Origin of the sequence: Vulcanisaeta distributa JCM 11217 (assembly GCF_001316005.1) — an archaeon.
In the GTDB taxonomy this organism is placed as follows: domain Archaea; phylum Thermoproteota; class Thermoprotei; order Thermoproteales; family Thermocladiaceae; genus Vulcanisaeta; species Vulcanisaeta distributa_B.
The window spans coordinates 18,456-38,295 of the sequence record NZ_BBBJ01000007.1 but is presented as its reverse complement, the minus strand read 5'-3'; the positions used below and the strand labels follow the sequence as shown (position 1 = coordinate 38,295).

Here is a 19,840-nt window from a genome sequence, read left to right as displayed (position 1 = left end):
TTAAGTGGCGCGTCTTGGGCTACCTGTATGGAAAGACTTAGGGTGGGGGGGTTCATCGGGCTTGGTATCATGGGTAGTGCCATGGCCATGAACATACATAAGGCTGGCTTCCCATTAATCGTTTATAATAGGACCAGGTCAAAGACCGAACCCTTTGCTAAGCTCGGAATTCCCGTCGCCGAGAGCCCAAGGGAGGTTGCCGAGAGGTCCGACGTCGTCATTGACATGGTTACAGACGCACCAGACGTGGAGGAAGTCCTACTGGGCCCTAATGGTGTTGTTCACGGCGCCCACCCAGGCTTATAGTCATTGACATGAGCACAAACTCGCCTGACCACGCCAGGTACTTCGCCAGGGAGTTGGGTAAGTACGGCATTGAGTTCCTGGATGCGCCGGTAACTGGCGGTGACATTGGGGGGGCTAGGCAGGGCACGTTAACCATAATGGTCGGCGGTAAGTACGAGGTCTTTGAGAAGGTTAGGCCAATTCTCCAGGCGATGGGTAAGACGATAATATATGCCGGCGATGTTGGTAATGGTCAGATGCTCAAGCTCCTCAATCAGATAGTTGTTGGCATCGATATGCTCGCCGTAGCCGAGGCGATGGCGCTCGCTAAAAAGGCGGGTATTGACATGGAGAAATTATTCACAGTGTTATCTACTGGCGCTGCCAACTCATTCACTGTTCAGTACTACATGCCAAAGATGATGAAGGGAGACTTCGAACCCGGGTTTAGGGCAGCCCACCTGAAGAAGGACCTTAGGTACGCCATTGAAACGGCTAATAGGCTTAACGTGCCGCTTCCAGGCACGGCATTAACACTGCAACTATACAATGCCTTAGTGGCTAAGGGGGGCTGGGCGAGAAGGGGGGGACGCAGGCCCTGTTGAAGCTGTACTATGAAATGGCTGGTATTAGTGATGGGTAGGTTTAAAAGCCGCCGTGTCAACGCGCATTTAATGGGTATTGTTAAGGTTAAATTTAGGTTTATAATCCGGCGGACATGAGTAAGTACGTTGAGGTTGATGGGATTGTGGATACTGGAACTGTTTACTCTGTGATAGCGTCATCCCTCTTAAACTCAATAGGAATTAAGCCACTTGAGAGGAGGAGATTCCTGGCCTTTGGCGGCTATGTTGAGAGGGATATTGGTGGTGCGATCATTGAGGTCATGGGTAGGAGGGGGGGTGCCGTAACGGTGATATTCGGTGAGGAGGGAGACGTTAATGTGCTTGGAGTCACTGCGTTAGAGTCATTAGGTCTTGAGGTTGATGTTGTTAGGGGGACGCTTAAGGAAACTGAACAATTATTGCTTTAATTCTAGAATGATGGTATTATTTTGTGTATCACGAACTCCCTAAACCCGAGTAATTCGGCTCTTGTTGGCTTGCCCCTAGCCACATCAATTATGAGCTTGAACAATCTCTCACCAGCCTGTTCAATGGTTTCCTGGCCGAGGGTCACGGTACTTGCATCGAAGTCCATGTTCTCACGCATCTTCTTTGCCGTGTATGGGTTTGCCGTGACCTTAATCACCGGGGCTATTGGATTGCCCGTTGGTGTTCCACGACCTGTGGTGAATACGACTAGGGTGGCGCCGCCGGCCACCATGCCGACCACCGACATTATGTCGTATCCTGGCGTATCCATTATCCACAGTCCCTTGCCCCCCCTGACCTCCTCGGCATAATCAACAACGCCCTGTATTGGTCTAGAACCACCTTTAATTATGGCGCCCAGGGACTTCTCCTCAATCGTTGTTAAGCCACCAGCTATGTTGCCTGGCGATGGCTGTGTCCCAACCAGGTCAACACCGTAGGACGCGGCTAAGTCAACCCACTTCCTAACAACCCTAACTATTTTATCACCAACCTCCTTAGACACAGCCCTCCTGGCGAGTATATCCTCGGCACCGATCATTTCAGGGGGTTTCGGAGAGTATTACCGTGCCGCCAAGATCAACTAATTTATCTGATGCGTAACCAACGACTGGATTAGCCGCTAATCCAGAGGTTGCGTCTGAACCACCACACTCGACACCCATGACCAAATTTGACACATCAACCTCCTCAGGCCTCTGTGAAAGTACCTCCTCAGCCATCTTCCTAAGTAACGTAACTCCCTTCTCAATCGCCGCCGGGGGGGTCCCGCCATCAACCTCCTGAACCACGACCTTCTCAACGGGCTTACCTGTCTTCTCAATCTCCTTGACCAGGTCATCAGCCTGTATTTGCTCGCAACCAAGGCCAACGACGAGGACACCACCCACGTTTGGGTTCTTTGCCATGCCGATCAGCGTCCTCTTGGTGATCTCCAGGTCAGGCTCAAGTTGGCCGCATCCAAATGGGTTCTCAATGGCCACGGCGCCTGTACCTGATCCGCGATTCTGCGGGCCACGAAGCTCGAGCACACTACCGTCGACATCACAAGTAGGTAATTCCTAATGCCAACCCTACCGTCAGGCCTTACGTAACCAAGTATTGTGGGCCTACTCATGGATTACCGCCCCCCCTGCATACGCTGTGAACTGCGGTTAAACTCTCCACATTGTGAACGTGTACGTGCTCGCCAATCTTAATGTCACGCTTAGCCCTACCAATCACATGGCCGTACTTAATCACGTACTCGCACATACGAATATCCCTAATGGCGAATTTATGCCCAAAGGTATGTCATTAAGTAACTTAACCTTGACCCTTGAATTACCTATTACTAACTCAACATCATCACCAGCCCTCAAATCCCTAAGGGCAACGGCAACATTATCACTTGGATTAAGCACTATAGCGGGGGGCGCCGGTTATGATTACAGACTCCATACGACGATAAAAGCCGACAGCACTATTTTAGCATTATAACTAACTTAGTATTATTTAATCATTTACGAAATAAATAACTTAACACACCTACTCACAACTATAGTATTATACCTTAATAAGTGCGGTATATTTTCATCAATATAGATACATGGGTGTACTTGGGTATACTAATAATACCCTAAAACTTTAAAATTTATGAAAGTATCTGAAGAGACCGTATGACGGCCCGTCTAGGAATCTCCCGTACAACATTAATATGGGTTGTGGTCCTAATAGTCGTCGTAGTCGTCCTCGGGGGGGCTTACTGGCATACTACGCAACGAGACCCACAACACCGCCACCACCTAAGGAAGTCCTCTTCTACACCTGGTGGGCAACCACTGGTAAGGTAGCTGGCGAACATACCTGGCCATTATTTGACCAGTATTTCCACATACCTGTCGTGCCGTACGTAGTACCTGGCGCTGGCGGTACATCCGCTAAGTACGCAATTATAGCATTAATTGAGGCGGGTAAGCCGCCAACGACATTCCAGTCACATGAAGGTCCGGAGATGATTAGTTACATAGAGATTGCACCCCCCCAAGGTGCTAACTCATTCTATAATGCAACGTCTTGGTGGTTCTCACTGATTAGTACGGGCAACGTGTCAATACCCGTCATGGAGGCTGGCATGTTCAATGGCCACATGTACCTATTCCCAGTGAATGTACATAGGGGGTGGCCTACTATTCTTCAACCCACAGGTATTGAGGGAGTACAACTTACCAATACCAACAACAATTGACCAGCTGTATTATGACGCGTACGTGCTTTATCAACACGGCATATGCTTCATGATACCAGGCGGTGACAGTGGTTGGGATCAGTTCAACCTATGGGAGGACATATTCCTGGCACTTGGTGGTCCCAAGCTATACATGGAGTTCCTATATGGAACACTCAACCTAAGCGATCCGCAGGTTCAGGCAATAATCAACGAGACAAACACCTGGTTCCTGAAGTTCCAAGCCCTTGACTGCCCAGGTTGGGAGTCAATGACATGGACCCAGGGAGTCGCCTGGATCATTGAGGGTAAGGCTTCATTCCAGGTAAATGGTGACTGGTGGGTAACCTATGCGTATGACTTCCTAAACACGACCACGTACCCAGCAATACCGCCATACACGTCATGGACCAACATAACGGCCATGGCAGAGCCATTCCCAGGAACCGCGGGTGTTTACCCACTGGTTGTGGATGCAGTGGCCGTCCCGGTTGGCCCAGGCGAGAGCTATGGAGTACTATTCGCAAAGTGGTGGAGCTCGTGGTATTGGGGTAGCGGAATACCAGGTGGCGAACCAACCTGGACAAAGTGGAAGGCCGTTACGTTCTACACCAACATAACCACCGATTACTACAACACGCCGGAGCAGTGGTGGAGCTATGAGGAGCTCGTCAACTGGAGTAAGAACCCAAGTGATTGGTGTCGCTTCGTATACCAGCTTAGCGATGGCGGCGTATTTGACGATGTCTTCGCCCAGATAGACCAAGGCCTATTAACCTATGCCGAGGTTGGACCGAGCGGCACGTCACAGTGATGAGTACACTAGCATCGGCATTGGCGGAGGAGAAGGCCGAGTGGTTAAAGGCTAATCAGCTGGGCCTTGGCTACCTTGGTTGGCCAGGTTACTACCTCGGCTGTTACGTACCACCGTGGGTCAGCAGCTCGAGCAGTGGCTAATCAGGTGATTTAAATGAGGCATGAATTAAAAACAATGCTAATTTTTTCCTCTCCCGCCTTAATCTTTGGTGTATTCCTCCTATACATGCTCGTTTGGGATTATTACTACTCATTCACTAATTGGTCATTATTTAACCCAATACCCCCCCAATTCGTGGGTCTTCAAACATACGTAAAGACCCTTACAACACCGATAACCGTCTCGTCATTGGAGAGATCAATATTGTTAGCGGCTCTCCTAGTCGTCTCAGGCAATGCGCTGGGCATAATACTAGCCGGCCTATTGTTCTTCCTAAGGAGTAATACGCAGCGTAATGTCTATTTATCAATATTAATATACCCGTTAGCGATGCCCATGATAGCTAACGCCTTCATATGGCTATGGCTCTATAATGTCGAGTATGGTTTTGATTACGTATTTAAGCTAATTGGACTACCCACAATTAATTGGCTAGGTCCTCAGAACGCCTTCTGGAGCATTTTTCTAGTAACCACCTGGGCTTACTCGGGGCTTGCGGTTATTTTCTACCTAGCAATGCTCATGAACGTGCCACAGTCAGTAATTGATGCGGCTAAGGTTGATGGGGGGGCTGGCACATTCACGATATACCTAAGGATATTGCTGCCTAACGTCAGGGGGGGTGCCTTAATAATCTCATCGGCACTACTCTTCTTATTTGCCCTAAGGATATTCTCACTACCGTACGGTATGGTAGCGCTGAATCCATTTGTCGAGACGGCAGTCATAAACCTCTATTGGGATTACATAAGCGAGCACTTTGCCGAGGCGACGGCGATAGCGGGTATAGTCATCGCGATTGCTGTTGCCGTAGTCGTACCCTACGCATTATACGGTTTAAAGAGGTGGATAACCCAGGGGGGGTGATGGTATGGTCAATGCTAAGTCGGTGATTCACCAAGTCGTTCTCGCGATAATAATAGTACTGTGGTTAATACCATTATACGCGATGATAGTGAACTCCTTCAAGACAACCCTGGCCGCAGAAACAACCCCCCAGTATTACTACCCAGTGGATTCGACGTGAGTAACATAGTGACCGTCGCGGGGGGGAGCCTAGCCTATGGATTGATTAATAGCGCCATCGTGGTTTTACCCGTCGTTGCTATATCCACATTCCTAGGCGCACTGGCACCTTCGGCTTTTACAGGCTTAAGCATTGGTTGAGTGACTTATTATTCACGTTAGTGGCTATAGGAACCTTCATACCCTATGAGGTGGCTGCAGTACCCCCCCTGGTTAAGATTATGGTATCCCTAGGCCTATTTAATACCTACGGCGGTTTAATACTCGCTACCTAATATTCTTCATACCGACTGGCGCATTGCTTATGTCCATATTCATATCCGTCATACCCAAGGACTACATAGAGATGGCATACATAGATGGGGCGAGCGACTTCACGGTGTTCCTAAGGATATTACTGCCACTGGCAATGCCCGGCGTTATAGCACCGCAATATACATACTCATAATGGCCTGGAATAACTTCTTCATACCACTGGTGCTCGTTGAATCACCAGGACTAAGGCCAATAGCCCTTGCAGTGCAGAAGTATATAGGTGGTTATGGAGTGCTTTATAACGAGACATACGCAGGCTCATTAATAGCCGCCATAGTACCGCTTATCATCTTCATATTCCTAGGTAGGTACTTCGTCAGGGGACTACTGGCGTTGGGCGCAGGGACTAAAGGATGAGTTGAAAAAGGGATTAAAACAGTCATGAAATTTCTTAATCATTAGGGTATTACTAATAACGAAAAATCCAGGATTTAAACCAGAGAATAGAGAGGTACTACTTATGAACCTGCGTAAGGCAACAAAGCTGAAGATAATAAATATTAGAGTCGCAAGTAGTCATCTTGAGATCGACCTAAACGTCGATACCGGTGATTATGCACGCACAATAGAGAATCTGGGATTTGAAATAAAGAATGCCATTAATATTGACCTAGAGGAGGATGAAGAGTACAATGAAGAGTGTGCAATTAAGAGGTATATTGAATTATTTAATGAGGAGAGGTTCTGGGAGGCTCATGAGGTGCTTGAAAAAATCTGGCGTAAGAATAGGGACGAGGGTATACAGGGATTGATAATATTGGCGGCATCCCTCGTGAAGATCCAGGAAAACAATCTAGATGCATTTAAGAGATTGATCATTAAGGCGAAGGAGTTAATCACGAAAAACCAAATACCCTACATAAATAAGGAGAAGCTACTAAGAAAGATGGATAACGCCTTATTGATTATGAAGCCCTTTAAGATCGAGAGGGAAGACCTGGGATCAATACAAAAAGCTTAAAACCCAAAACAGCGTGTTTCAAACCGCGGCCGTAGTCTAGCCTGGTCTAGGATGGCGGCCTGCCGAGCAATGAACGTAGAAAGCCGCAGAACCCGGGTTCGAATCCCGGCGGCCGCACCATGTATTTTTAATCATGGTTGATCTAATGGTTTTTAAGGGCTTGTTGCTTTTGGTTTTGATTCTTGAATGTCTATTAGGGTTGAGTTTATTCAGGAGGATAGGAGTGCGGTTATTAGCGGTAGTTCTGTAAGTATTAATGAGTTATTAAGTGCTGTTAAGGCTGATGATGCAACCCACGTCATCGTTAATGGCACCTTAATTAGTGACTTTAAGAGACCACTTCATGCTGGTGATGTGGTTGAGGTTGTTAGGGAATCAATACCTGGTAGGTGTAGTGTTTGTGGTAGGAGGGCGTTTGTTAGGATTCCTTATGCTAAGTTGGCACTCTGTAGGGAGCATTTTATTGAGTTTGTTAGGAGGAGGATTGGTAAGGTGATTGATGAGTATAAATTAATTAGGAGTGGTGATACGGTACTGGCATCTATCTCAGGTGGTAAGGATAGCTCTACAATGCTTCAAGTACTCTCTGAGCTTAGGAAAGACCTTAAGTTCGACTTAATAGCATTGCACGTTGACCAGGGGGGGATACCAGGTTATTCGGAGGTGGCTAGGCAGGCCGTTGAGGAGCTATCAAGGATGAGTGGTGCGCCTTTAGTCGTAATTACGTATAAGGAACTATTCAATATGGACTTTCCCGACATAATTCACCGAGATAAGTCAGGTAGACCACCATGTTCAATATGCGGCTTAACACGCAGATATATCTATAATGCGGCGGCTATGGAGTTTAAGGTCTCCTCAGTGGCCACTGGACATCACGCAGATGATTTAGCGGCATATGCCTTAAGGCGTTATTAATTCACGACTATGACTCACTCATTAAGCTTGTGCCAAGGACGGAGACGATTAATGGTGGTGTAGCCACATAAGGCCTTTATACGAGACTTACGAGAGGGAGACACTACTATACTCATTAGCCGCGCAATTGCCGTTCACGGCTCAGCCCTGTCCATATAAACCAAGGAATACGTTGGAGGATCAGTTAAAGGCTATGTTTAATGAACTGGAGAGAACTCACCCTGGTATTAAGTTGGGTTTCCTGAAGGGAATAGTTAGGAATATCAACTCATTTAGGGCAATGGGCAAGGCGGGTATTTCGGGAACCAGTGAGACTCATCTATGTAAGGTGTGTGGGCTACCAACGAGCGGTGATGTGTGCGCTTATGATAGGTTCACTCAACGTGTTCTCGGGACGGCGCTGGGTCCATATACTAGGGAGGTTGTTAGGGTGAAGATCCGAAGCTTAAACGCAGGTTTTTAATAGTAATGCATTAACGCTATCACGTGAGGATATTGGAAATAACACGTGATGAAGTGCCTAAGGATCCTTTAATCATCGTACCGATTGGATCCATAGAACAACACGGCCCTCACCTGCCCCCCCTGGGCACTGACTCGATAATCGCTAATTACGTTGCAGCAGAGGTTGAACGTAAAATGCGAAATAAGGCCTTGCTTTATCCATTAATTGCCATTGGTTCCTCAATGGAGCATACGGGCTTCGTAGGCACAACGTGGGTCCGCTTTGAAAGCCTAATTCGTTACCTTCTCGACTTTATTGAGAGTGTGTCTGCATGGAATCCTATTGGGGTAGTGTTCGTCAATGGGCATGGCGGCAATGTAGATGCACTAAACATAGTTGTTAAGGAGTGGAATTACTCAGGGGGGGTTAGTCCTAGGGCTTATCATTACTACGTATACAATAGGAGGGTCATTGATTATATAACGAGGTACTTCCCATCCTTCGGGCATGCCGATGCCGTTGAAGCATCATTAATTGCTGCAATAGATAAGAACCTTGTTAGGTGGGATAGAATCACCGATATCGAGGCTAGCGGTAATATAAACGTTTTCAGGACTATTGACGTTAGTAAGACGGGCATTATTGGTTCATTGCGTAGGGACCTCGTAAGGCCCGAGATTGGTTTTGAAATACTTAGGTTCATGGTTGATGACCTACTTAAGCAGATTCGGGATATTTACGGTATTACAATTAATAATGAGGGTAATAATGCCTAAAAGCGGTGTAATCATTATACCCAACAACACATTTCTAACATTCACACATTAAATATGGGTCTTAACAATCGAAGAATTGATGGCAGGCTTAATTGAGAAGTTCCTGAGGATATTCGCAAGGAGAGGTAGATCAATAATACTTGCTTATGACCACGGCATTGAGCATGGGCCAACGGACTTCCTTGACAATCCAGACTCCGCAGACCCTGAGTACATACTTAAGCTGGCGCGTGAGGCTGGCTTTGACGGCGTCGTCTTCCAGAGGGGGGGTATTGCTGAGAAGTACTACGATGGTAGTGTACCGCTTATTGTCAAGTTGAATGGCAAGACGAGCCTATATAATGGTGAGCCAATATCAGTGGCTAACTGCACGGTTGAGGAGGCCGTAAGTCTGGGCGCTTCTGCTGTGGGTTATACGATATATCCAGGTAGTGGTTATGAATGGAAGATGTTTGAGGAATTAGCCAGGATAAAGAGGGAGGCTATTAAGTTCGATATACCGCTGATTGTATGGTCGTACCCGAGGGGGGGTGGTAAGGTCACGAATGAGACAGCACCGGATATAGTGGCTTATGCGGCAGGGTAGCCCTTGAGCTCGGTGCCGATGCAATGAAAATAAAGTATACCGGTGACCCAAAGACCTTCGCCTGGGCTGTCAAGGTTGCCGGTAAGGTTCCAGTGCTAATGTCAGGTGGCCCTAAGACGAAGACTGAGGAGGAGTTCCTGAGGCAGGTTGAGGGTGTTCTTGAGGCTGGTGCCATTGGTATTGCGGTTGGTAGGAATGTGTGGCAGAGGAAGGACGCGTTAGAGTTCGCTAGGGTTCTTTCAGAGATAGTGTATGGAGGTAAGAAGGTTACTGAGGTGTTGGGTGAGGCTAAATGAAGGTGGGCATCCTCACTGGGGGGTGGTGACGCACCAGGGCTTAACATAGCCGTATATACACTGACTAAATTATTGGAGAGGAAACACGAGGTTTATGCAATATTCCATGGTTGGAAGGGAATACTGGATAAGGAGGTTAGGAGGGTCACGTCTAAGGACCTAATAGACATTGCATTCGAGGGTGGCACATTCATTAGGACGTCGAGGACTAACCCATTCAAGGATGAAGCTAGGCTGAGACCTTCGCCAGGAATTTAAGGGAGCTTGATTTAGACGTGATCGTGGCAATTGGTGGTGACGACACACTAGGCGCGGCAGCCCAAACACAGGCAAGAGGTTTAGCTAATGTAGTTGGTATTCCAAAGACAATAGACAATGATGTATATGGCACCGACTACACAATAGGCTTCGACACAGCCGTTAACGAAGCCATTAAGGTTACCGAGTCCTTTAAGACTACGTTAATTTCCCATGAGAGGGTTGGTGTTGTTGAAGTTATGGGTAGGGAGGCTGGTTGGATAGCCTTATTCACTGGTTTAGCTACGATGGCGGACTTTGTCTTAATACCCGAGAAGCCCATTAACTGGGACATCGTTGCTAATAGGGTTAAGGAGGTTTACAAGGATAGAAGGTGGGCATTGATCGTGGTCTCTGAGGGTATTAAGGAGTATGGTGGGCCTAAGGATGAGTTTGGGCACTCGAGACTTGGTGGTGTTGGTAATGAGCTTGCTCAATACATAGAGAAGGCCACGGGACTTGAGACTAGGGCCGTGGTTCCGGGCCACATAATTAGGGGGGGTGCACCACCAACCGCGTTTGATAGGGTGTTAGCCGTTAGGTTCGCCACAGAGGCCTTCAATGCGATTGAGGGGGGGAATGACTTTGGGAAGATGATTGCCTATAGGGGGGGTGGTGATATAGTCAGGGTACCAATAACGGAGGTCTTGGGCAGGAATAGGCTGGTTAGTGGTTATTGGATGACGCTTTACGAAACGTATTGGGGGGGACTTTAAGCGCAATGTTTCCTCCTCATTATATAGGCCCTTAAATACTCTGCATGACTCCAAACAAGTGGGGGGGTTACTGAAACGGGCAATCCCTTGAATGGGTCAACTTGTTCAGGTAGTAGGTTCGTGGGTGTCTTTACCTTATTAACCCAATCCATTAACTCCTTAGCCCTATAACAATCACCCTTAGCCATGTAGTACTGGGCAACCCAGAGCGTGGTTATTATCCATGGATTACCAGGAACACCACTATAATCACCGGGAACCCTTTGGTAGTAATCACCCTCATAACGGGCAATGCCTCCTATGGGCTTAACCCAAAGCCTATCCATAATAACCTTAACACTACTCTCGAGCATGGCTCATACACATCGAACACGTTAAAGAGGAATATACCCATTATGCTCGCATCGACGGTTCTATCAACCTCCGTTATCTTGCCATCATCAATCCTGACAGACCTATAAAACACGCCCCTCTCCTTATCGAATAGGTAGTTCCTAATTGCCTCTCGAATCTCCATGCAGTCTCCTCCCACTTACTGGCACTCTCATACTCACCAAGCATCTTAGCCAAGTTGCTAGCTGCAAGTAGTCCTGCGTATACCGAAGCCACCGTATACGTATGCACACCGAGTCTCTCCTCCCATAAGTCGTAGGATTCAAAGGGTAGTTTCAGCTTCTCATCCCTGAAATTAGTCATGAAGTTAGCGGCCTTAGTTATCACATCATAGACCTCCCTAAGTAGGTCATAGTCCCTCGTCCTCTGGAAGTAATGCCAAAAGGCGTATATCACGGTTGCTGTCTCATCCTCCTGAATATTCAGTGATTTCCTACTTCTGATGGTCCATGGGTGCCACGTCGAGCCCCCCAGGTACCACTTGGATTATACTTCTGGAATAGAAAGCCCTCACCACCAAACAGCTTGAACACTAAGGAGTAGAAGCGCTTCGTGAATGTGTAGTAACCCGCCATGTCCAGGGCCATTGCGGCAAACGCAGCATCCCTAGGCCATAGATAGCCATATGTGTCCAGGTTAAACTTTATTATTGATGTATCCAGTGAGGCGGGTATCGAGCCATTAACACCTACATGCCCAAGCAGGACCACAATACTTTGAGACGCCAATTCATCATCACCGTACTCCGCAGCCACATTACTCCAGTAATTCACCGATCTGCGGAAGTAGGTCTCCACGTTTTTCCTGTCTCTAAGCTCGATTATTAACCTCATAACCCTCTCATAATTGTCTCCTGCCACGATAAAGTAATAGAACTCGGGGGGGCTCGCTATGGATATTGCGGAGGCCACGGAGCCCTGGGCTATTGGGTTCTTACTAAGTATGCCATCTTCACAGTCGGGAAGCACTACATTGAGGTCCCTCCTACCTGTTGTATACTCATAGATTGGGTTGGTTGATGCAATGCCAAACCACGTACTCCCCCCCTTATAATGAAATACCGCGTCTAGTGATGGGTCGTAAAACGCGGTATCGCCAGCCTCATAATCATTTAGTTTAAAGTCATGGTAGAAAATAACTCTAACAAAGCCAGGTCCCTTAATGGATACGTGCCTAACCAATACGGGCTGCGGTATTAATACCGTATCCTCCATATGGATATCAAGCCCATCCCACTGAGCATGAAGCTCAGCCTTTGAACCTGACAGTTTAATCTCCTTATTACCGATGCCCTCAAGCCACGTGAATTTACCGTCATGCCAAATACCAATCTTGAACCTACCGCCGAAGGAGTGGTGATGATGCTGACCAAGCAATGGGTAGTAAATATCCCTTATGTAGTAATTCTCATCATATAATAAAGCCAACGAGCCATTACTAAGGAATACCGTCCTCATTTATTAATATATAAATTTAAGGAAATAATAAGTATTATTCAGGAAGTTAAGTAATGAGTTAATGCCCGGATTGTGTGTTAGAGATTTTTAGATGCTGTTCAGTTTTGAATTTATTCATCAACTTAATTCTTTGATGAAGATGAACCTGCCTTGGTATTATCATGTGTACCGTTACGTCATCAAACGGTCTAATCCCGTACTTCTCCCTCACATCCTTCGGTATTGTGAACTGCCTACTCGCCGTATGCCTAGTCCTAAGGAGTTTAACGTTGTTAACCTCTATCTTTTGCCCGTTATGCTCAAGGACCACGTCGACGTACTTTACCTTATCGAGTCCCAAGGACCTAACTAGGTTTGCTGGTATTAATACTTGGTTATTTATGTAGACCTTGATTGAGTACGGTAAGTCATCTATTGGTAATCCCCTCCTACCAACCTAATCTCCTCTGTGAATGCCATCGACCTTACCGTAACCCTAGTGATCTTTTAAGGGCTTTTGTGAAACTGAATTGTGAAACCAACGTGAAACTTCATGAAGTGTTTATCTGCGCTGTGTTTTGTGATTGAAACTTAATTAGTAATTGAAATTAAATCAAAAGACTAAGCATTAACGCGTATTCTTCTTCTGCTCATTCCAATATGCCATAGACTTAAAAGTCTGTTCACTAACTAAATCATTGATGATGAGGCGGTTGGGTCATGAGCAATGATTGGAATCGCATGGTCTGAAATAACTTAATAATCGGCGATTTCACAGTAATTGTGTCCTTTAGGGAGGATATTGAGTTAATAAGGAGTTCAAGAAGTAATTTACTGCGTGGTAAAAGGGTTGTCCTGGCCTTAACTGGCGGCATCTCGATTTATAGGATTCCAGACATTGCTAGGGAATTGATTAGGCATGGGGGGGCTGATGTAATCACGTTCATGAGTAAGGAGGCAAGTAAGTTACTTGGTCCGAGGATCATGGAGTGGGCTACGGGTAACCCCGTATACGTGGAGCTAAGTGGTTACGCCGAACATGTTAACATCTGCGCAACAGCCAATGCAGTGGTTGTTGCGCCAGCCACGGCGAACACGATCAGTAAGATCGCCAATGGCATTGGTGATACCTCGGTAACCCTATGCGCAATGACTGCCCTCGGCTCGGGCGTGCATTATTACTCGTCCCGGCAATGAACGAATCAATGTGGAGAAACCCAATCATTAGGGCGAACATTGAGAAATTGCGTAACTTAGGGGTTCGCTTTGTCGAGCCTGTTATTGAGGAGGGTAAGGCTAAGTTGGCGCCTAATCAGGAGATCGTTGACTCAGTAATTGATTTATTATCGCCAAGGGACATGATTGGCTTATCCGTACTTATTACCTCAGGCCCAACGCATGAGTATATCGATGCCACTAAGTACATAACAACACCAAGTAGTGGCTTAACGGGCTATCACTTCGCCAGGGAGGCGATGCTAGGGGGGGTGCCAGGGTTACACTAATTGAGGGACCAGTAGGCATTAGTGACCCACCCGGCGCCGAGATCTACAGGGTTAAGAGCGTCCTCGAGATGTATGATGTAGCCATTAATCTAGTCAGTAAGCGCCATTACGACCTAGCAATACTCACGGCAGCGCCACTCGACTTCTACGTTAGGGATCGAGTAAGCGGTAAATTAAGTAGTGACTTGGATAAGGTAGTCATTGAGTTAATTCAAGCACCTAAGATTGCCAGGGATCTGAAGAGGTTTTCGCCAAATACATTCTTAATAGCCTATAAGGCCGAGGTTGGGATCACGGAGGAGGAGTTAATCGCCAGGACATTAAGGAGGGCTAGTGAGGGCGATTGGGACTTGGCACTTGCGCACTTGGTTGGTGAGAGCAGGGGGGGATTTGGCACTGAGAAGGATGAGGTACTCGTATTAGATAAGAATGGAGTTATTAGGAGAATAGGCCCATTGCACAAGCGTGAATTGGCGAGGGAGGTACTAAGTTTATACCTATCCATAACCAAGTCACGTGTCAAAAGTTAGGAATGTTAAATAGCCATATATATCACTAGGTAACACTTTAAATGTGCCCTTAACTTGATACTATGCTATGAGCGGACCATCTATTCCTGAGCACGTTAGAAGGAGGGGGGGCTTAATGCTAGCGTCAATATCGACCTTCTTCGCATGGGCCCTTGAGTATTACGACTTCCTGATATACTTCTCATTAATCCCATATATAAGTGAGCTATTCTTCCCGAAGTCAAACCCATTGGCGGCGCTTCTATACACATTACTTGTTTTTGCCGTGGGCTACTTCGCGAGACCCCCCCTCGGTGCGATATTCTTTGGGCACATAGGGATAAGTACGGTAGAAGAAATGCGCTGCTTGGTGATGCGGTTACGATGGCCGTGGCGACAATAGTCATAGCATTACTGCCAACGTACTCGCAGATAGGGATTTGGGCACCAACCCTACTCACCATATTCAGGTTTGTCCAGGGATTTGGTTATGGTGGCGAGGCTGGTGGCGGTGTTGTGTGGGCCTTGGAATTCGCATCACCTAAATGGCGCGGCTTAGTTAATGGGGGGGTGCTTAACTCAAGCATGTCAGTCGCCTCACTACTCGCAACAGGCTTATTACTACTTGTCAGTGCTTACTATCCAATAGGCGTAATTGGCTGGAGGATCTTATTCCTGAGCGGTGCTGTTGTCGTCATAATAGGCTTGATAATAAGGTTCGCAGCCCCAGAGTCAATACTTTGGGAGAGGAAGAAGGAGGAGGGTAAGATCGTTAAAGTACCGTTAGCAACCGCCATTAGAAGGTACTGGTTTAGCCTAGTTCTCGTCATACTGATTAACCTTGGCCTAACCTTCGTGTTCTACGCAGGGTATGGCTTCGTAACAACATTCACCAAGTTACTATCAAGCTATATTCCGGAGCTCCAGAGGGCCTTTGTCCAATTGACATATTTACCGTTAATGCTCGGCAGCATTGGCGGTATAATAGGCAATACATTTGGTGGCTACCTAACTGACCTATTCGGTAGGAGAAGGATGTTGATAGTACCAACGGCAATACTCCTAATTACAATATACCCACTTTACCTAGCCCTAACAACCCTCTCAATACCAATAATGGCCCTATCACTGGCCTCATGTACTTCATATTCACCCTAAGCGCCACTGTGCAGACCGCCTACTTCTCCGAAATATTCCCAACAGAGGTCAGGTGGAGCGGGATTGGTTTTGGCTGGAATCTGAATGCAGCGATTGGTTCATTAGCGCCGACCTTCGCATTATTATTGTATGCCAACCTAAAAGGTGGCATGAACCCAATAACTGCGGCTGCCCTGGCGCCATCAATAGTCGTAATGATTGGTGCGGCAATGACAATAATAGGCGCATCAATAGGTCCCGAGACTGTTAGAAAACAGCTCGAATGAAATTATGGCATAGTTAAAATAAGTTAAATATATTATTTAATTATTTCTTATAGCTCTTTAATAGTTCTATCAGCTCCTTCACAACATCCCTATAATCACCAACTATTCCATAATCCGCGTACTGGAATATTGGCGCATTTGGATCACTATTTATCGCCACTATTATCTTAGACTCCTTCATACCGAAAATATGCTGAATGGCGCCGCTAACGCCAATGCCTATGTAAAGCGTGGGCCTTATGGTCTTACCAGTCTGCCCAACCTGCCTATCAGCTGGTAACCAACCAGCATCCACAACCTTCTTAGTACCGCCAATGGTACCGCCGAGTAGCTTTGCAAGTTCCGTGAGTAGCTTAACACCATCAGCGCTACCCACGCCACGCCCAGCAACAACGACTATGTCGGCCTTCTCAACCGGCGGTAACTCCTCGCCCTTAGTTACGGACTTAACCTCAATTAACCCCCCCTGCCCATTAATGCTAGGCATCGAGTCAATGGTTTCCTCTATGATCTCGCCCTTTCTACTTGTATCCCTCGGTGGTGTTGGGAATACGTTGGGCCTAACACTGGCCAGTTGCGGCTTCTGGTTGGAGTCCTTATATGGGCTAGTATGTTACCGCCATAAGTAGGCCTTACCTGGTCTAGATCCCTGGTCTTTGGATCTACATCCAACTCGGTGCAGTCAGCCGTGATGCCAGTCCTCAATGAGTTGGCCACATACGGCGCTAATTCCCTGCCTCTCTTGGTTGCTGCGAATAGTATTATTTCTGGCTTGTATTTATTGGCTAATTGAACGATGACGTTGGCGTAGATATGCGGTATGTACTTAGCCAGGGCTGGGTGATCGACATAGATTACCTTATCTGCGCCATAGTAAATGGGCTCCTTAACAGCATCACCAAGGTTATAGCCTAGAATCACGGCCGTCATGTCGGTGTTAATCTTACCTGCCAACTCCCTGGCCTTACCAATCAATTGCAGACTGCCATCCTTAATTACGCCGTTTACATACTCGATATATACCCAAATGCCCCTATACTCATTCTTATTCACTGGATTCCACTCACTACAGATCTTTTGTTGGGCCTGCGCCGCGCTCATGGCTTGATCACCCCCCCCTCCTTGGTCAGGTTCTCAAGCAACCACTTAGCCGCCTCCCTCGGATCACCCTTGAATATTTGCTTCTTCCTCTCTATTGGTTTTGCGTCCTCAATCTTAGCAACTATCGTTGGCGAGCCCCTCAGACCGACGCACTCCCTCTCGAGCTTTAAAGTATTATTATCAACCATCTTCACCAATCCATTTAACTTAGCCTCAACCTTCTTAGTGAGACTTATGTCCCTCGGTGGATTACTATTCTTATAAACGCTGATTATTATTGGCATCTTGTATTCGTAGGTCTCATAGACTCCCTCATCTTCCAGATACCTAGTAACCACGATAAGCCTATCCTCAAGCTTAACCTCCGCATCAACCGCGTAATATACGTAGGGCAGACTCAACCAGGAGGCTACCTGGGCAGGCATGTGAGCTGTTGTTGAGTCCGTGGTCTCCTCACCAAATACTATAAGGTCGAAGTTAGGGAACAGCCTCTGTATGCTCCTTGCCACGGTGTATGAGGTGGCCAACGTATCAGCACCTGCGAATACCCTATCAGTGATTAGGTATGCCTCGTCAGCGCCCATGCCGATTGTTGATTCTAGGAAGTCCTTACCGCTTGGTGGCGCCATTGATAGTGTTATTACCTTACCACCATACTTATCCTTAAGCTTAAGGGCGAATTCGAGGGCATTCCTATCGTATGGATTAAGCATCAGTGGTACCCCCCCTTCACGCACTAGATTATGGGTCACAGGGTCAAGCCTAACTGCTGTCACATTGGGTACCGCGGCTTTCACAGGGACTATTATCGTTAATCCACCCATCAATTAAAGGCAGATATTTGACTTAATATGTATTTCTGAACTTTGACATATATAGCATTATATAGCAGGCACGAAGCATCAACCAAACCTGTACTGAACGCCAAAGCCACTCTTCGGATAATTCCACTCAATGTTATTCTCTGGGCAGACTACACGGCATGTGCCGCACTCAAGGCAGCCTCGTGTGAAAATACCACTGTGCCGTCTGGACCTGGTGTGTAGCACCTTGCTGGACATAGGTATAGGCAGGGTTTCTTATCGCACTTCCTGCACTGGTCAGGGTCTATAATTCTAATGTGCGGTCTCTGGTCAACATCCCAAGCGTTACTATTCAATCTCTCCTCAATTGGAATCTTCCTGTCTAGGCTCATAGGTTCATCACCAGCCTAATGGCATCTCTTGCTAAATCAATGAGAGTTAAATTACCTTTGCTTTCAAGGAGTGTTGAGCCCAGCTTCCTTGGTGTTCCATCAACCTCGAAGTACCTCCTCAACAGATTGTTTATCATCCTCACGTAGTCACTATACAGTCTCGGCTCTATTAAAACCTTATGTGCATTCCTAAAGGTCTTAAGCTCCTTAAGCACGAAGGAATCCTCAAGTAGCCTTCCATAAACTGATAACGTATCCTCATCGTACTTACCCAAGTCATGAGCCTTAGTGACAGCCTCCGCAGCCAATCTACCGCTCTCCATGGCGAAGTCCACACCCCCCCTAATTAATATGCCGAGATGTAGCAGGAAACCAGCCGCATCACCAGTGACTAGGTATCCATTACCGTATAATTTAGGTGGCGCCGCGTTAATGCCGGCAACGGGCGTTAGGTGGGCTGAGTACTCAAGGAGTTGGCCACCCTTAATAAGTCTCTTAACCATTGGATGTAGCCTAAATTCCTCAATAAGGTCGTGAATTGGCACGTCAAGTTGATAGCCATAACTTAGGTATAGGACTATGCCCAGGGTTATGGCCTCCTTATTAGTGTATATGAAGGCACCACCTGGTAGGTAATGCGTTGGGAATCCAGCTATAACCCATGCTAAACCCTCATCCTCATCAAGGTTAAACCTATCATTAATCTCCTCCTTACTCAACTTAATGACCTCCTTAACGCCGAGAGCCACAATCTCTGGACTTAACTTAGGGGGGGCTAAACCGCTCCTCTCTAGAACCAGCCTGTTTATTCCCTCGGCTATTATCGTAACATCACCATAAACCTCATCATTACCAGCCCTAACGCCGACAACCCTCCCATCCTTAATTATTAATGAGTCAACTGGAACCTCTGAGACAACTACGGCGCCAGCCGCCTCTGCCTTCTTATCAAGCCACTCAACGAAGTTTGTTAGGTATGCGGTGAAGGACTTATGCTCGACCTTCGTGGTTTCGAAGTCCACGGTTGTCCAGGAATCCTCAGTCATCATTGTTATCCTCTCCCTCCTGACCCAGCGCTCAACTGGTGCCTCCTTAACGTACTCAGGGTATAGCCTATCAAGGACGTGGGCGTAAATCCTGCCACCAAAGACATTCTTACTACCTGGCTTCTTACCCCTCTCAATGACTAACACCTTAAACCCCCCCCTACTAGCCAATTGCTGGGCTGCCGTGAGTCCCGCCGGTCCTGCGCCAACCACTATTACATCGAACTTTGTCCCCCCCACGAGTCAGGGATTAGACATACACCTTATTAAGTATTAACGCTAAATAGACTTAATTAATTCAGTTAAATTCTCTTTTCAGGATGATGAGGGCGAA

At 47.0% G+C, this 19,840-nt stretch carries 28 protein-coding genes, 1 tRNA gene and 6 pseudogenes; 23 read left to right on the top strand and 12 right to left on the bottom strand.

Going from position 1 to position 19,840, the window contains the following annotated elements:
* Positions 1–27: 27 nt before the first annotated feature.
* Positions 28–928, top strand: a pseudogene (locus JCM11217_RS08265) (NAD(P)-dependent oxidoreductase).
* A gap of 75 nt (positions 929–1,003) precedes the next feature.
* Entirely contained in the window at positions 1,004–1,318 is a 315-nt protein-coding gene (locus JCM11217_RS08260; RefSeq protein WP_054842645.1) for a hypothetical protein, read from the top strand.
* Between the two features lie 2 nt (positions 1,319–1,320).
* Here JCM11217_RS08260 and JCM11217_RS08255 read toward each other — a convergent pair.
* The 3 genes and pseudogenes from JCM11217_RS08255 to JCM11217_RS15395 all read right to left on the bottom strand — a co-directional run bounded on the left by JCM11217_RS08255 (position 1,321) and on the right by JCM11217_RS15395 (position 2,782).
* Positions 1,321–2,424 (bottom strand): annotated as a pseudogene (locus JCM11217_RS08255) (UxaA family hydrolase).
* 68 nt (positions 2,425–2,492) lie between these two features.
* On the bottom strand, positions 2,493–2,633 hold the full coding sequence (locus JCM11217_RS15400) for an SAF domain-containing protein (RefSeq protein ID WP_243678832.1): 141 nt from the start codon (positions 2,631–2,633) through the stop codon (positions 2,493–2,495).
* On the bottom strand, positions 2,618–2,782 hold the full coding sequence (locus tag JCM11217_RS15395) for a hypothetical protein (protein ID WP_243678830.1): 165 nt from the start codon (positions 2,780–2,782) through the stop codon (positions 2,618–2,620). The genes JCM11217_RS15400 and JCM11217_RS15395 overlap by 16 nt, the downstream gene beginning before the upstream one ends.
* A gap of 293 nt (positions 2,783–3,075) precedes the next feature.
* On the opposite strand from JCM11217_RS15395, the gene JCM11217_RS08245 reads away from it, so the two are divergent.
* From JCM11217_RS08245 to JCM11217_RS08195, 17 genes and pseudogenes are all read left to right on the top strand, one after another.
* Positions 3,076–3,606: a hypothetical protein gene (locus JCM11217_RS08245; RefSeq protein ID WP_054842644.1), complete on the top strand. Its 531-nt coding sequence runs from the start codon at positions 3,076–3,078 to the stop codon at positions 3,604–3,606.
* The gene (locus tag JCM11217_RS08240) at positions 3,527–4,399 is read left to right on the top strand and encodes an extracellular solute-binding protein (RefSeq protein ID WP_243678828.1); all 873 of its coding nucleotides are present in this window, start codon (positions 3,527–3,529) and stop codon (positions 4,397–4,399) included. Before JCM11217_RS08245 ends, JCM11217_RS08240 begins: the two co-directional genes overlap by 80 nt.
* Positions 4,396–4,542 (top strand): hypothetical protein, encoded by a 147-nt coding sequence (locus tag JCM11217_RS15390; RefSeq protein ID WP_243678826.1) that lies wholly within the window; start codon positions 4,396–4,398, stop codon positions 4,540–4,542. The genes JCM11217_RS08240 and JCM11217_RS15390 overlap by 4 nt, the downstream gene beginning before the upstream one ends.
* 34 nt (positions 4,543–4,576) lie before the next feature.
* Entirely contained in the window at positions 4,577–5,428 is an 852-nt protein-coding gene (locus JCM11217_RS08235) for a glucose ABC transporter permease GlcT (protein WP_243678824.1), read from the top strand.
* Between the two features lie 4 nt (positions 5,429–5,432).
* Positions 5,433–5,588: a hypothetical protein gene (locus tag JCM11217_RS15385; protein WP_243678822.1), complete on the top strand. Its 156-nt coding sequence runs from the start codon at positions 5,433–5,435 to the stop codon at positions 5,586–5,588.
* Positions 5,585–5,728 carry a hypothetical protein gene (locus tag JCM11217_RS15380; RefSeq protein WP_243678820.1) on the top strand — a complete coding sequence of 48 codons (144 nt, stop codon included), beginning with the start codon at positions 5,585–5,587 and terminating at the stop codon, positions 5,726–5,728. The genes JCM11217_RS15385 and JCM11217_RS15380 overlap by 4 nt, the downstream gene beginning before the upstream one ends.
* Positions 5,725–5,862, top strand: coding sequence for a hypothetical protein (locus JCM11217_RS15375; RefSeq protein WP_243678818.1), 138 nt, complete (start codon positions 5,725–5,727; stop codon positions 5,860–5,862). Before JCM11217_RS15380 ends, JCM11217_RS15375 begins: the two co-directional genes overlap by 4 nt.
* Positions 5,863–5,891: 29 nt before the next feature.
* Positions 5,892–6,035, top strand: coding sequence for an ABC transporter permease subunit (locus JCM11217_RS15370; protein ID WP_243678954.1), 144 nt, complete (start codon positions 5,892–5,894; stop codon positions 6,033–6,035).
* The gene (locus JCM11217_RS15365) at positions 6,035–6,259 is read left to right on the top strand and encodes a hypothetical protein (protein WP_243678816.1); all 225 of its coding nucleotides are present in this window, start codon (positions 6,035–6,037) and stop codon (positions 6,257–6,259) included. Before JCM11217_RS15370 ends, JCM11217_RS15365 begins: the two co-directional genes overlap by 1 nt.
* Positions 6,260–6,362: 103 nt before the next feature.
* Positions 6,363–6,863: a DUF309 domain-containing protein gene (locus JCM11217_RS08225; RefSeq protein ID WP_243678815.1), complete on the top strand. Its 501-nt coding sequence runs from the start codon at positions 6,363–6,365 to the stop codon at positions 6,861–6,863.
* A 25-nt stretch (positions 6,864–6,888) separates the two neighbouring features.
* Positions 6,889–6,983: transfer RNA gene (locus JCM11217_RS08220), tRNA-Gly, on the top strand.
* A gap of 66 nt (positions 6,984–7,049) precedes the next feature.
* On the top strand, positions 7,050–7,781 hold the full coding sequence (locus tag JCM11217_RS08215; RefSeq protein ID WP_054842640.1) for an ATP-binding protein: 732 nt from the start codon (positions 7,050–7,052) through the stop codon (positions 7,779–7,781).
* A gap of 127 nt (positions 7,782–7,908) precedes the next feature.
* Positions 7,909–8,244, top strand: a complete 336-nt coding sequence (locus JCM11217_RS08210) for a hypothetical protein (RefSeq protein ID WP_243678813.1) — start codon at positions 7,909–7,911, stop codon at positions 8,242–8,244.
* Positions 8,245–8,267: 23 nt separating this feature from the next.
* Positions 8,268–9,002 carry a creatininase family protein gene (locus tag JCM11217_RS08205; RefSeq protein ID WP_054842638.1) on the top strand — a complete coding sequence of 245 codons (735 nt, stop codon included), beginning with the start codon at positions 8,268–8,270 and terminating at the stop codon, positions 9,000–9,002.
* Positions 9,003–9,081: 79 nt separating this feature from the next.
* The gene (locus JCM11217_RS15360; RefSeq protein ID WP_243678811.1) at positions 9,082–9,588 is read left to right on the top strand and encodes a hypothetical protein; all 507 of its coding nucleotides are present in this window, start codon (positions 9,082–9,084) and stop codon (positions 9,586–9,588) included.
* Between the two features lie 23 nt (positions 9,589–9,611).
* Positions 9,612–9,884, top strand: coding sequence for a hypothetical protein (locus tag JCM11217_RS15355; RefSeq protein ID WP_243678809.1), 273 nt, complete (start codon positions 9,612–9,614; stop codon positions 9,882–9,884).
* 72 nt (positions 9,885–9,956) lie between these two features.
* Positions 9,957–10,897: pseudogene (locus JCM11217_RS08195) on the top strand (ATP-dependent 6-phosphofructokinase).
* Here the strand turns inward: JCM11217_RS08195 and JCM11217_RS15350 are convergent.
* The 4 genes and pseudogenes from JCM11217_RS15350 to JCM11217_RS08185 all read right to left on the bottom strand — a co-directional run bounded on the left by JCM11217_RS15350 (position 10,894) and on the right by JCM11217_RS08185 (position 13,206).
* On the bottom strand, positions 10,894–11,250 hold the full coding sequence (locus tag JCM11217_RS15350; protein ID WP_243678808.1) for a hypothetical protein: 357 nt from the start codon (positions 11,248–11,250) through the stop codon (positions 10,894–10,896). The pseudogene JCM11217_RS08195 and the gene JCM11217_RS15350 sit on opposite strands and share 4 nt — an antisense overlap.
* Positions 11,251–11,323: 73 nt before the next feature.
* The gene (locus tag JCM11217_RS15345) at positions 11,324–11,686 is read right to left on the bottom strand and encodes a glycoside hydrolase family 15 protein (protein WP_243678807.1); all 363 of its coding nucleotides are present in this window, start codon (positions 11,684–11,686) and stop codon (positions 11,324–11,326) included.
* A gap of 26 nt (positions 11,687–11,712) precedes the next feature.
* The gene (locus JCM11217_RS15340) at positions 11,713–12,747 is read right to left on the bottom strand and encodes a hypothetical protein (RefSeq protein WP_243678805.1); all 1,035 of its coding nucleotides are present in this window, start codon (positions 12,745–12,747) and stop codon (positions 11,713–11,715) included.
* 58 nt (positions 12,748–12,805) lie between these two features.
* Positions 12,806–13,206: pseudogene (locus tag JCM11217_RS08185) on the bottom strand (AbrB/MazE/SpoVT family DNA-binding domain-containing protein).
* A 303-nt stretch (positions 13,207–13,509) separates the two neighbouring features.
* Here JCM11217_RS08185 and coaBC point away from each other — a divergent pair.
* The 4 genes and pseudogenes from coaBC to JCM11217_RS08165 all read left to right on the top strand — a co-directional run bounded on the left by coaBC (position 13,510) and on the right by JCM11217_RS08165 (position 16,164).
* Positions 13,510–14,761, top strand: a pseudogene (gene coaBC / locus JCM11217_RS08180) (bifunctional phosphopantothenoylcysteine decarboxylase/phosphopantothenate--cysteine ligase CoaBC).
* A 67-nt stretch (positions 14,762–14,828) separates the two neighbouring features.
* Entirely contained in the window at positions 14,829–15,143 is a 315-nt protein-coding gene (locus JCM11217_RS08175; protein ID WP_054842637.1) for a hypothetical protein, read from the top strand.
* Positions 15,125–15,898, top strand: a complete 774-nt coding sequence (locus tag JCM11217_RS08170) for an MFS transporter (protein ID WP_054842636.1) — start codon at positions 15,125–15,127, stop codon at positions 15,896–15,898. The genes JCM11217_RS08175 and JCM11217_RS08170 overlap by 19 nt, the downstream gene beginning before the upstream one ends.
* Positions 15,877–16,164 carry a hypothetical protein gene (locus JCM11217_RS08165; RefSeq protein ID WP_054842635.1) on the top strand — a complete coding sequence of 96 codons (288 nt, stop codon included), beginning with the start codon at positions 15,877–15,879 and terminating at the stop codon, positions 16,162–16,164. The genes JCM11217_RS08170 and JCM11217_RS08165 overlap by 22 nt, the downstream gene beginning before the upstream one ends.
* A 40-nt stretch (positions 16,165–16,204) precedes the next feature.
* Here JCM11217_RS08165 and JCM11217_RS08160 read toward each other — a convergent pair.
* The 5 genes and pseudogenes from JCM11217_RS08160 to JCM11217_RS08145 all read right to left on the bottom strand — a co-directional run bounded on the left by JCM11217_RS08160 (position 16,205) and on the right by JCM11217_RS08145 (position 19,746).
* Positions 16,205–17,265: pseudogene (locus JCM11217_RS08160) on the bottom strand (electron transfer flavoprotein subunit alpha/FixB family protein).
* Positions 17,262–18,089: an electron transfer flavoprotein subunit beta/FixA family protein gene (locus JCM11217_RS08155; protein ID WP_054842634.1), complete on the bottom strand. Its 828-nt coding sequence runs from the start codon at positions 18,087–18,089 to the stop codon at positions 17,262–17,264. The pseudogene JCM11217_RS08160 and the gene JCM11217_RS08155 overlap by 4 nt, the downstream one beginning before the upstream one ends.
* Before the next feature lie 78 nt (positions 18,090–18,167).
* Positions 18,168–18,281 carry a 4Fe-4S dicluster domain-containing protein gene (locus tag JCM11217_RS15335; RefSeq protein ID WP_243678951.1) on the bottom strand — a complete coding sequence of 38 codons (114 nt, stop codon included), beginning with the start codon at positions 18,279–18,281 and terminating at the stop codon, positions 18,168–18,170.
* Positions 18,239–18,460 carry a hypothetical protein gene (locus JCM11217_RS08150; RefSeq protein WP_243678965.1) on the bottom strand — a complete coding sequence of 74 codons (222 nt, stop codon included), beginning with the start codon at positions 18,458–18,460 and terminating at the stop codon, positions 18,239–18,241. The genes JCM11217_RS15335 and JCM11217_RS08150 overlap by 43 nt, the downstream gene beginning before the upstream one ends.
* Positions 18,457–19,746 (bottom strand): FAD-dependent oxidoreductase, encoded by a 1,290-nt coding sequence (locus JCM11217_RS08145; protein ID WP_054842633.1) that lies wholly within the window; start codon positions 19,744–19,746, stop codon positions 18,457–18,459. The genes JCM11217_RS08150 and JCM11217_RS08145 overlap by 4 nt, the downstream gene beginning before the upstream one ends.
* Positions 19,747–19,840: the final 94 nt, after the last annotated feature.

What these genes read in the sequence shown, in the direction of transcription:
- JCM11217_RS15350 (WP_243678808.1), bottom strand. Translation starts at nt 11,250, where the DNA reads ATGCTCGAGAGTAGTGTTAAGGTTATTATGGATAGGCTTTGGGTTAAG.
- JCM11217_RS08260 (WP_054842645.1), top strand. Translation starts at nt 1,004, where the DNA reads ATGAGTAAGTACGTTGAGGTTGATGGGATTGTGGATACTGGAACTGTT.
- JCM11217_RS08175 (WP_054842637.1), top strand. Translation starts at nt 14,829, where the DNA reads ATGAGCGGACCATCTATTCCTGAGCACGTTAGAAGGAGGGGGGGCTTA.
- JCM11217_RS08170 (WP_054842636.1), top strand. Translation starts at nt 15,125, where the DNA reads ATGGCCGTGGCGACAATAGTCATAGCATTACTGCCAACGTACTCGCAG.
- JCM11217_RS08165 (WP_054842635.1), top strand. Translation starts at nt 15,877, where the DNA reads ATGTACTTCATATTCACCCTAAGCGCCACTGTGCAGACCGCCTACTTC.
- JCM11217_RS15365 (WP_243678816.1), top strand. Translation starts at nt 6,035, where the DNA reads ATGGCCTGGAATAACTTCTTCATACCACTGGTGCTCGTTGAATCACCA.
- JCM11217_RS08225 (WP_243678815.1), top strand. Translation starts at nt 6,363, where the DNA reads ATGAACCTGCGTAAGGCAACAAAGCTGAAGATAATAAATATTAGAGTC.
- JCM11217_RS08155 (WP_054842634.1), bottom strand. Translation starts at nt 18,089, where the DNA reads ATGGGTGGATTAACGATAATAGTCCCTGTGAAAGCCGCGGTACCCAAT.
- JCM11217_RS15340 (WP_243678805.1), bottom strand. Translation starts at nt 12,747, where the DNA reads ATGAGGACGGTATTCCTTAGTAATGGCTCGTTGGCTTTATTATATGAT.
- JCM11217_RS08150 (WP_243678965.1), bottom strand. Translation starts at nt 18,460, where the DNA reads ATGAGCCTAGACAGGAAGATTCCAATTGAGGAGAGATTGAATAGTAAC.
- JCM11217_RS15360 (WP_243678811.1), top strand. Translation starts at nt 9,082, where the DNA reads ATGGCAGGCTTAATTGAGAAGTTCCTGAGGATATTCGCAAGGAGAGGT.
- JCM11217_RS15400 (WP_243678832.1), bottom strand. Translation starts at nt 2,633, where the DNA reads ATGTGCGAGTACGTGATTAAGTACGGCCATGTGATTGGTAGGGCTAAG.
- JCM11217_RS08235 (WP_243678824.1), top strand. Translation starts at nt 4,577, where the DNA reads ATGCTAATTTTTTCCTCTCCCGCCTTAATCTTTGGTGTATTCCTCCTA.
- JCM11217_RS15385 (WP_243678822.1), top strand. Translation starts at nt 5,433, where the DNA reads ATGGTCAATGCTAAGTCGGTGATTCACCAAGTCGTTCTCGCGATAATA.
- JCM11217_RS08245 (WP_054842644.1), top strand. Translation starts at nt 3,076, where the DNA reads ATGGGTTGTGGTCCTAATAGTCGTCGTAGTCGTCCTCGGGGGGGCTTA.
- JCM11217_RS08215 (WP_054842640.1), top strand. Translation starts at nt 7,050, where the DNA reads ATGTCTATTAGGGTTGAGTTTATTCAGGAGGATAGGAGTGCGGTTATT.
- JCM11217_RS08240 (WP_243678828.1), top strand. Translation starts at nt 3,527, where the DNA reads ATGTACATAGGGGGTGGCCTACTATTCTTCAACCCACAGGTATTGAGG.
- JCM11217_RS15370 (WP_243678954.1), top strand. Translation starts at nt 5,892, where the DNA reads ATGTCCATATTCATATCCGTCATACCCAAGGACTACATAGAGATGGCA.
- JCM11217_RS15355 (WP_243678809.1), top strand. Translation starts at nt 9,612, where the DNA reads ATGAAAATAAAGTATACCGGTGACCCAAAGACCTTCGCCTGGGCTGTC.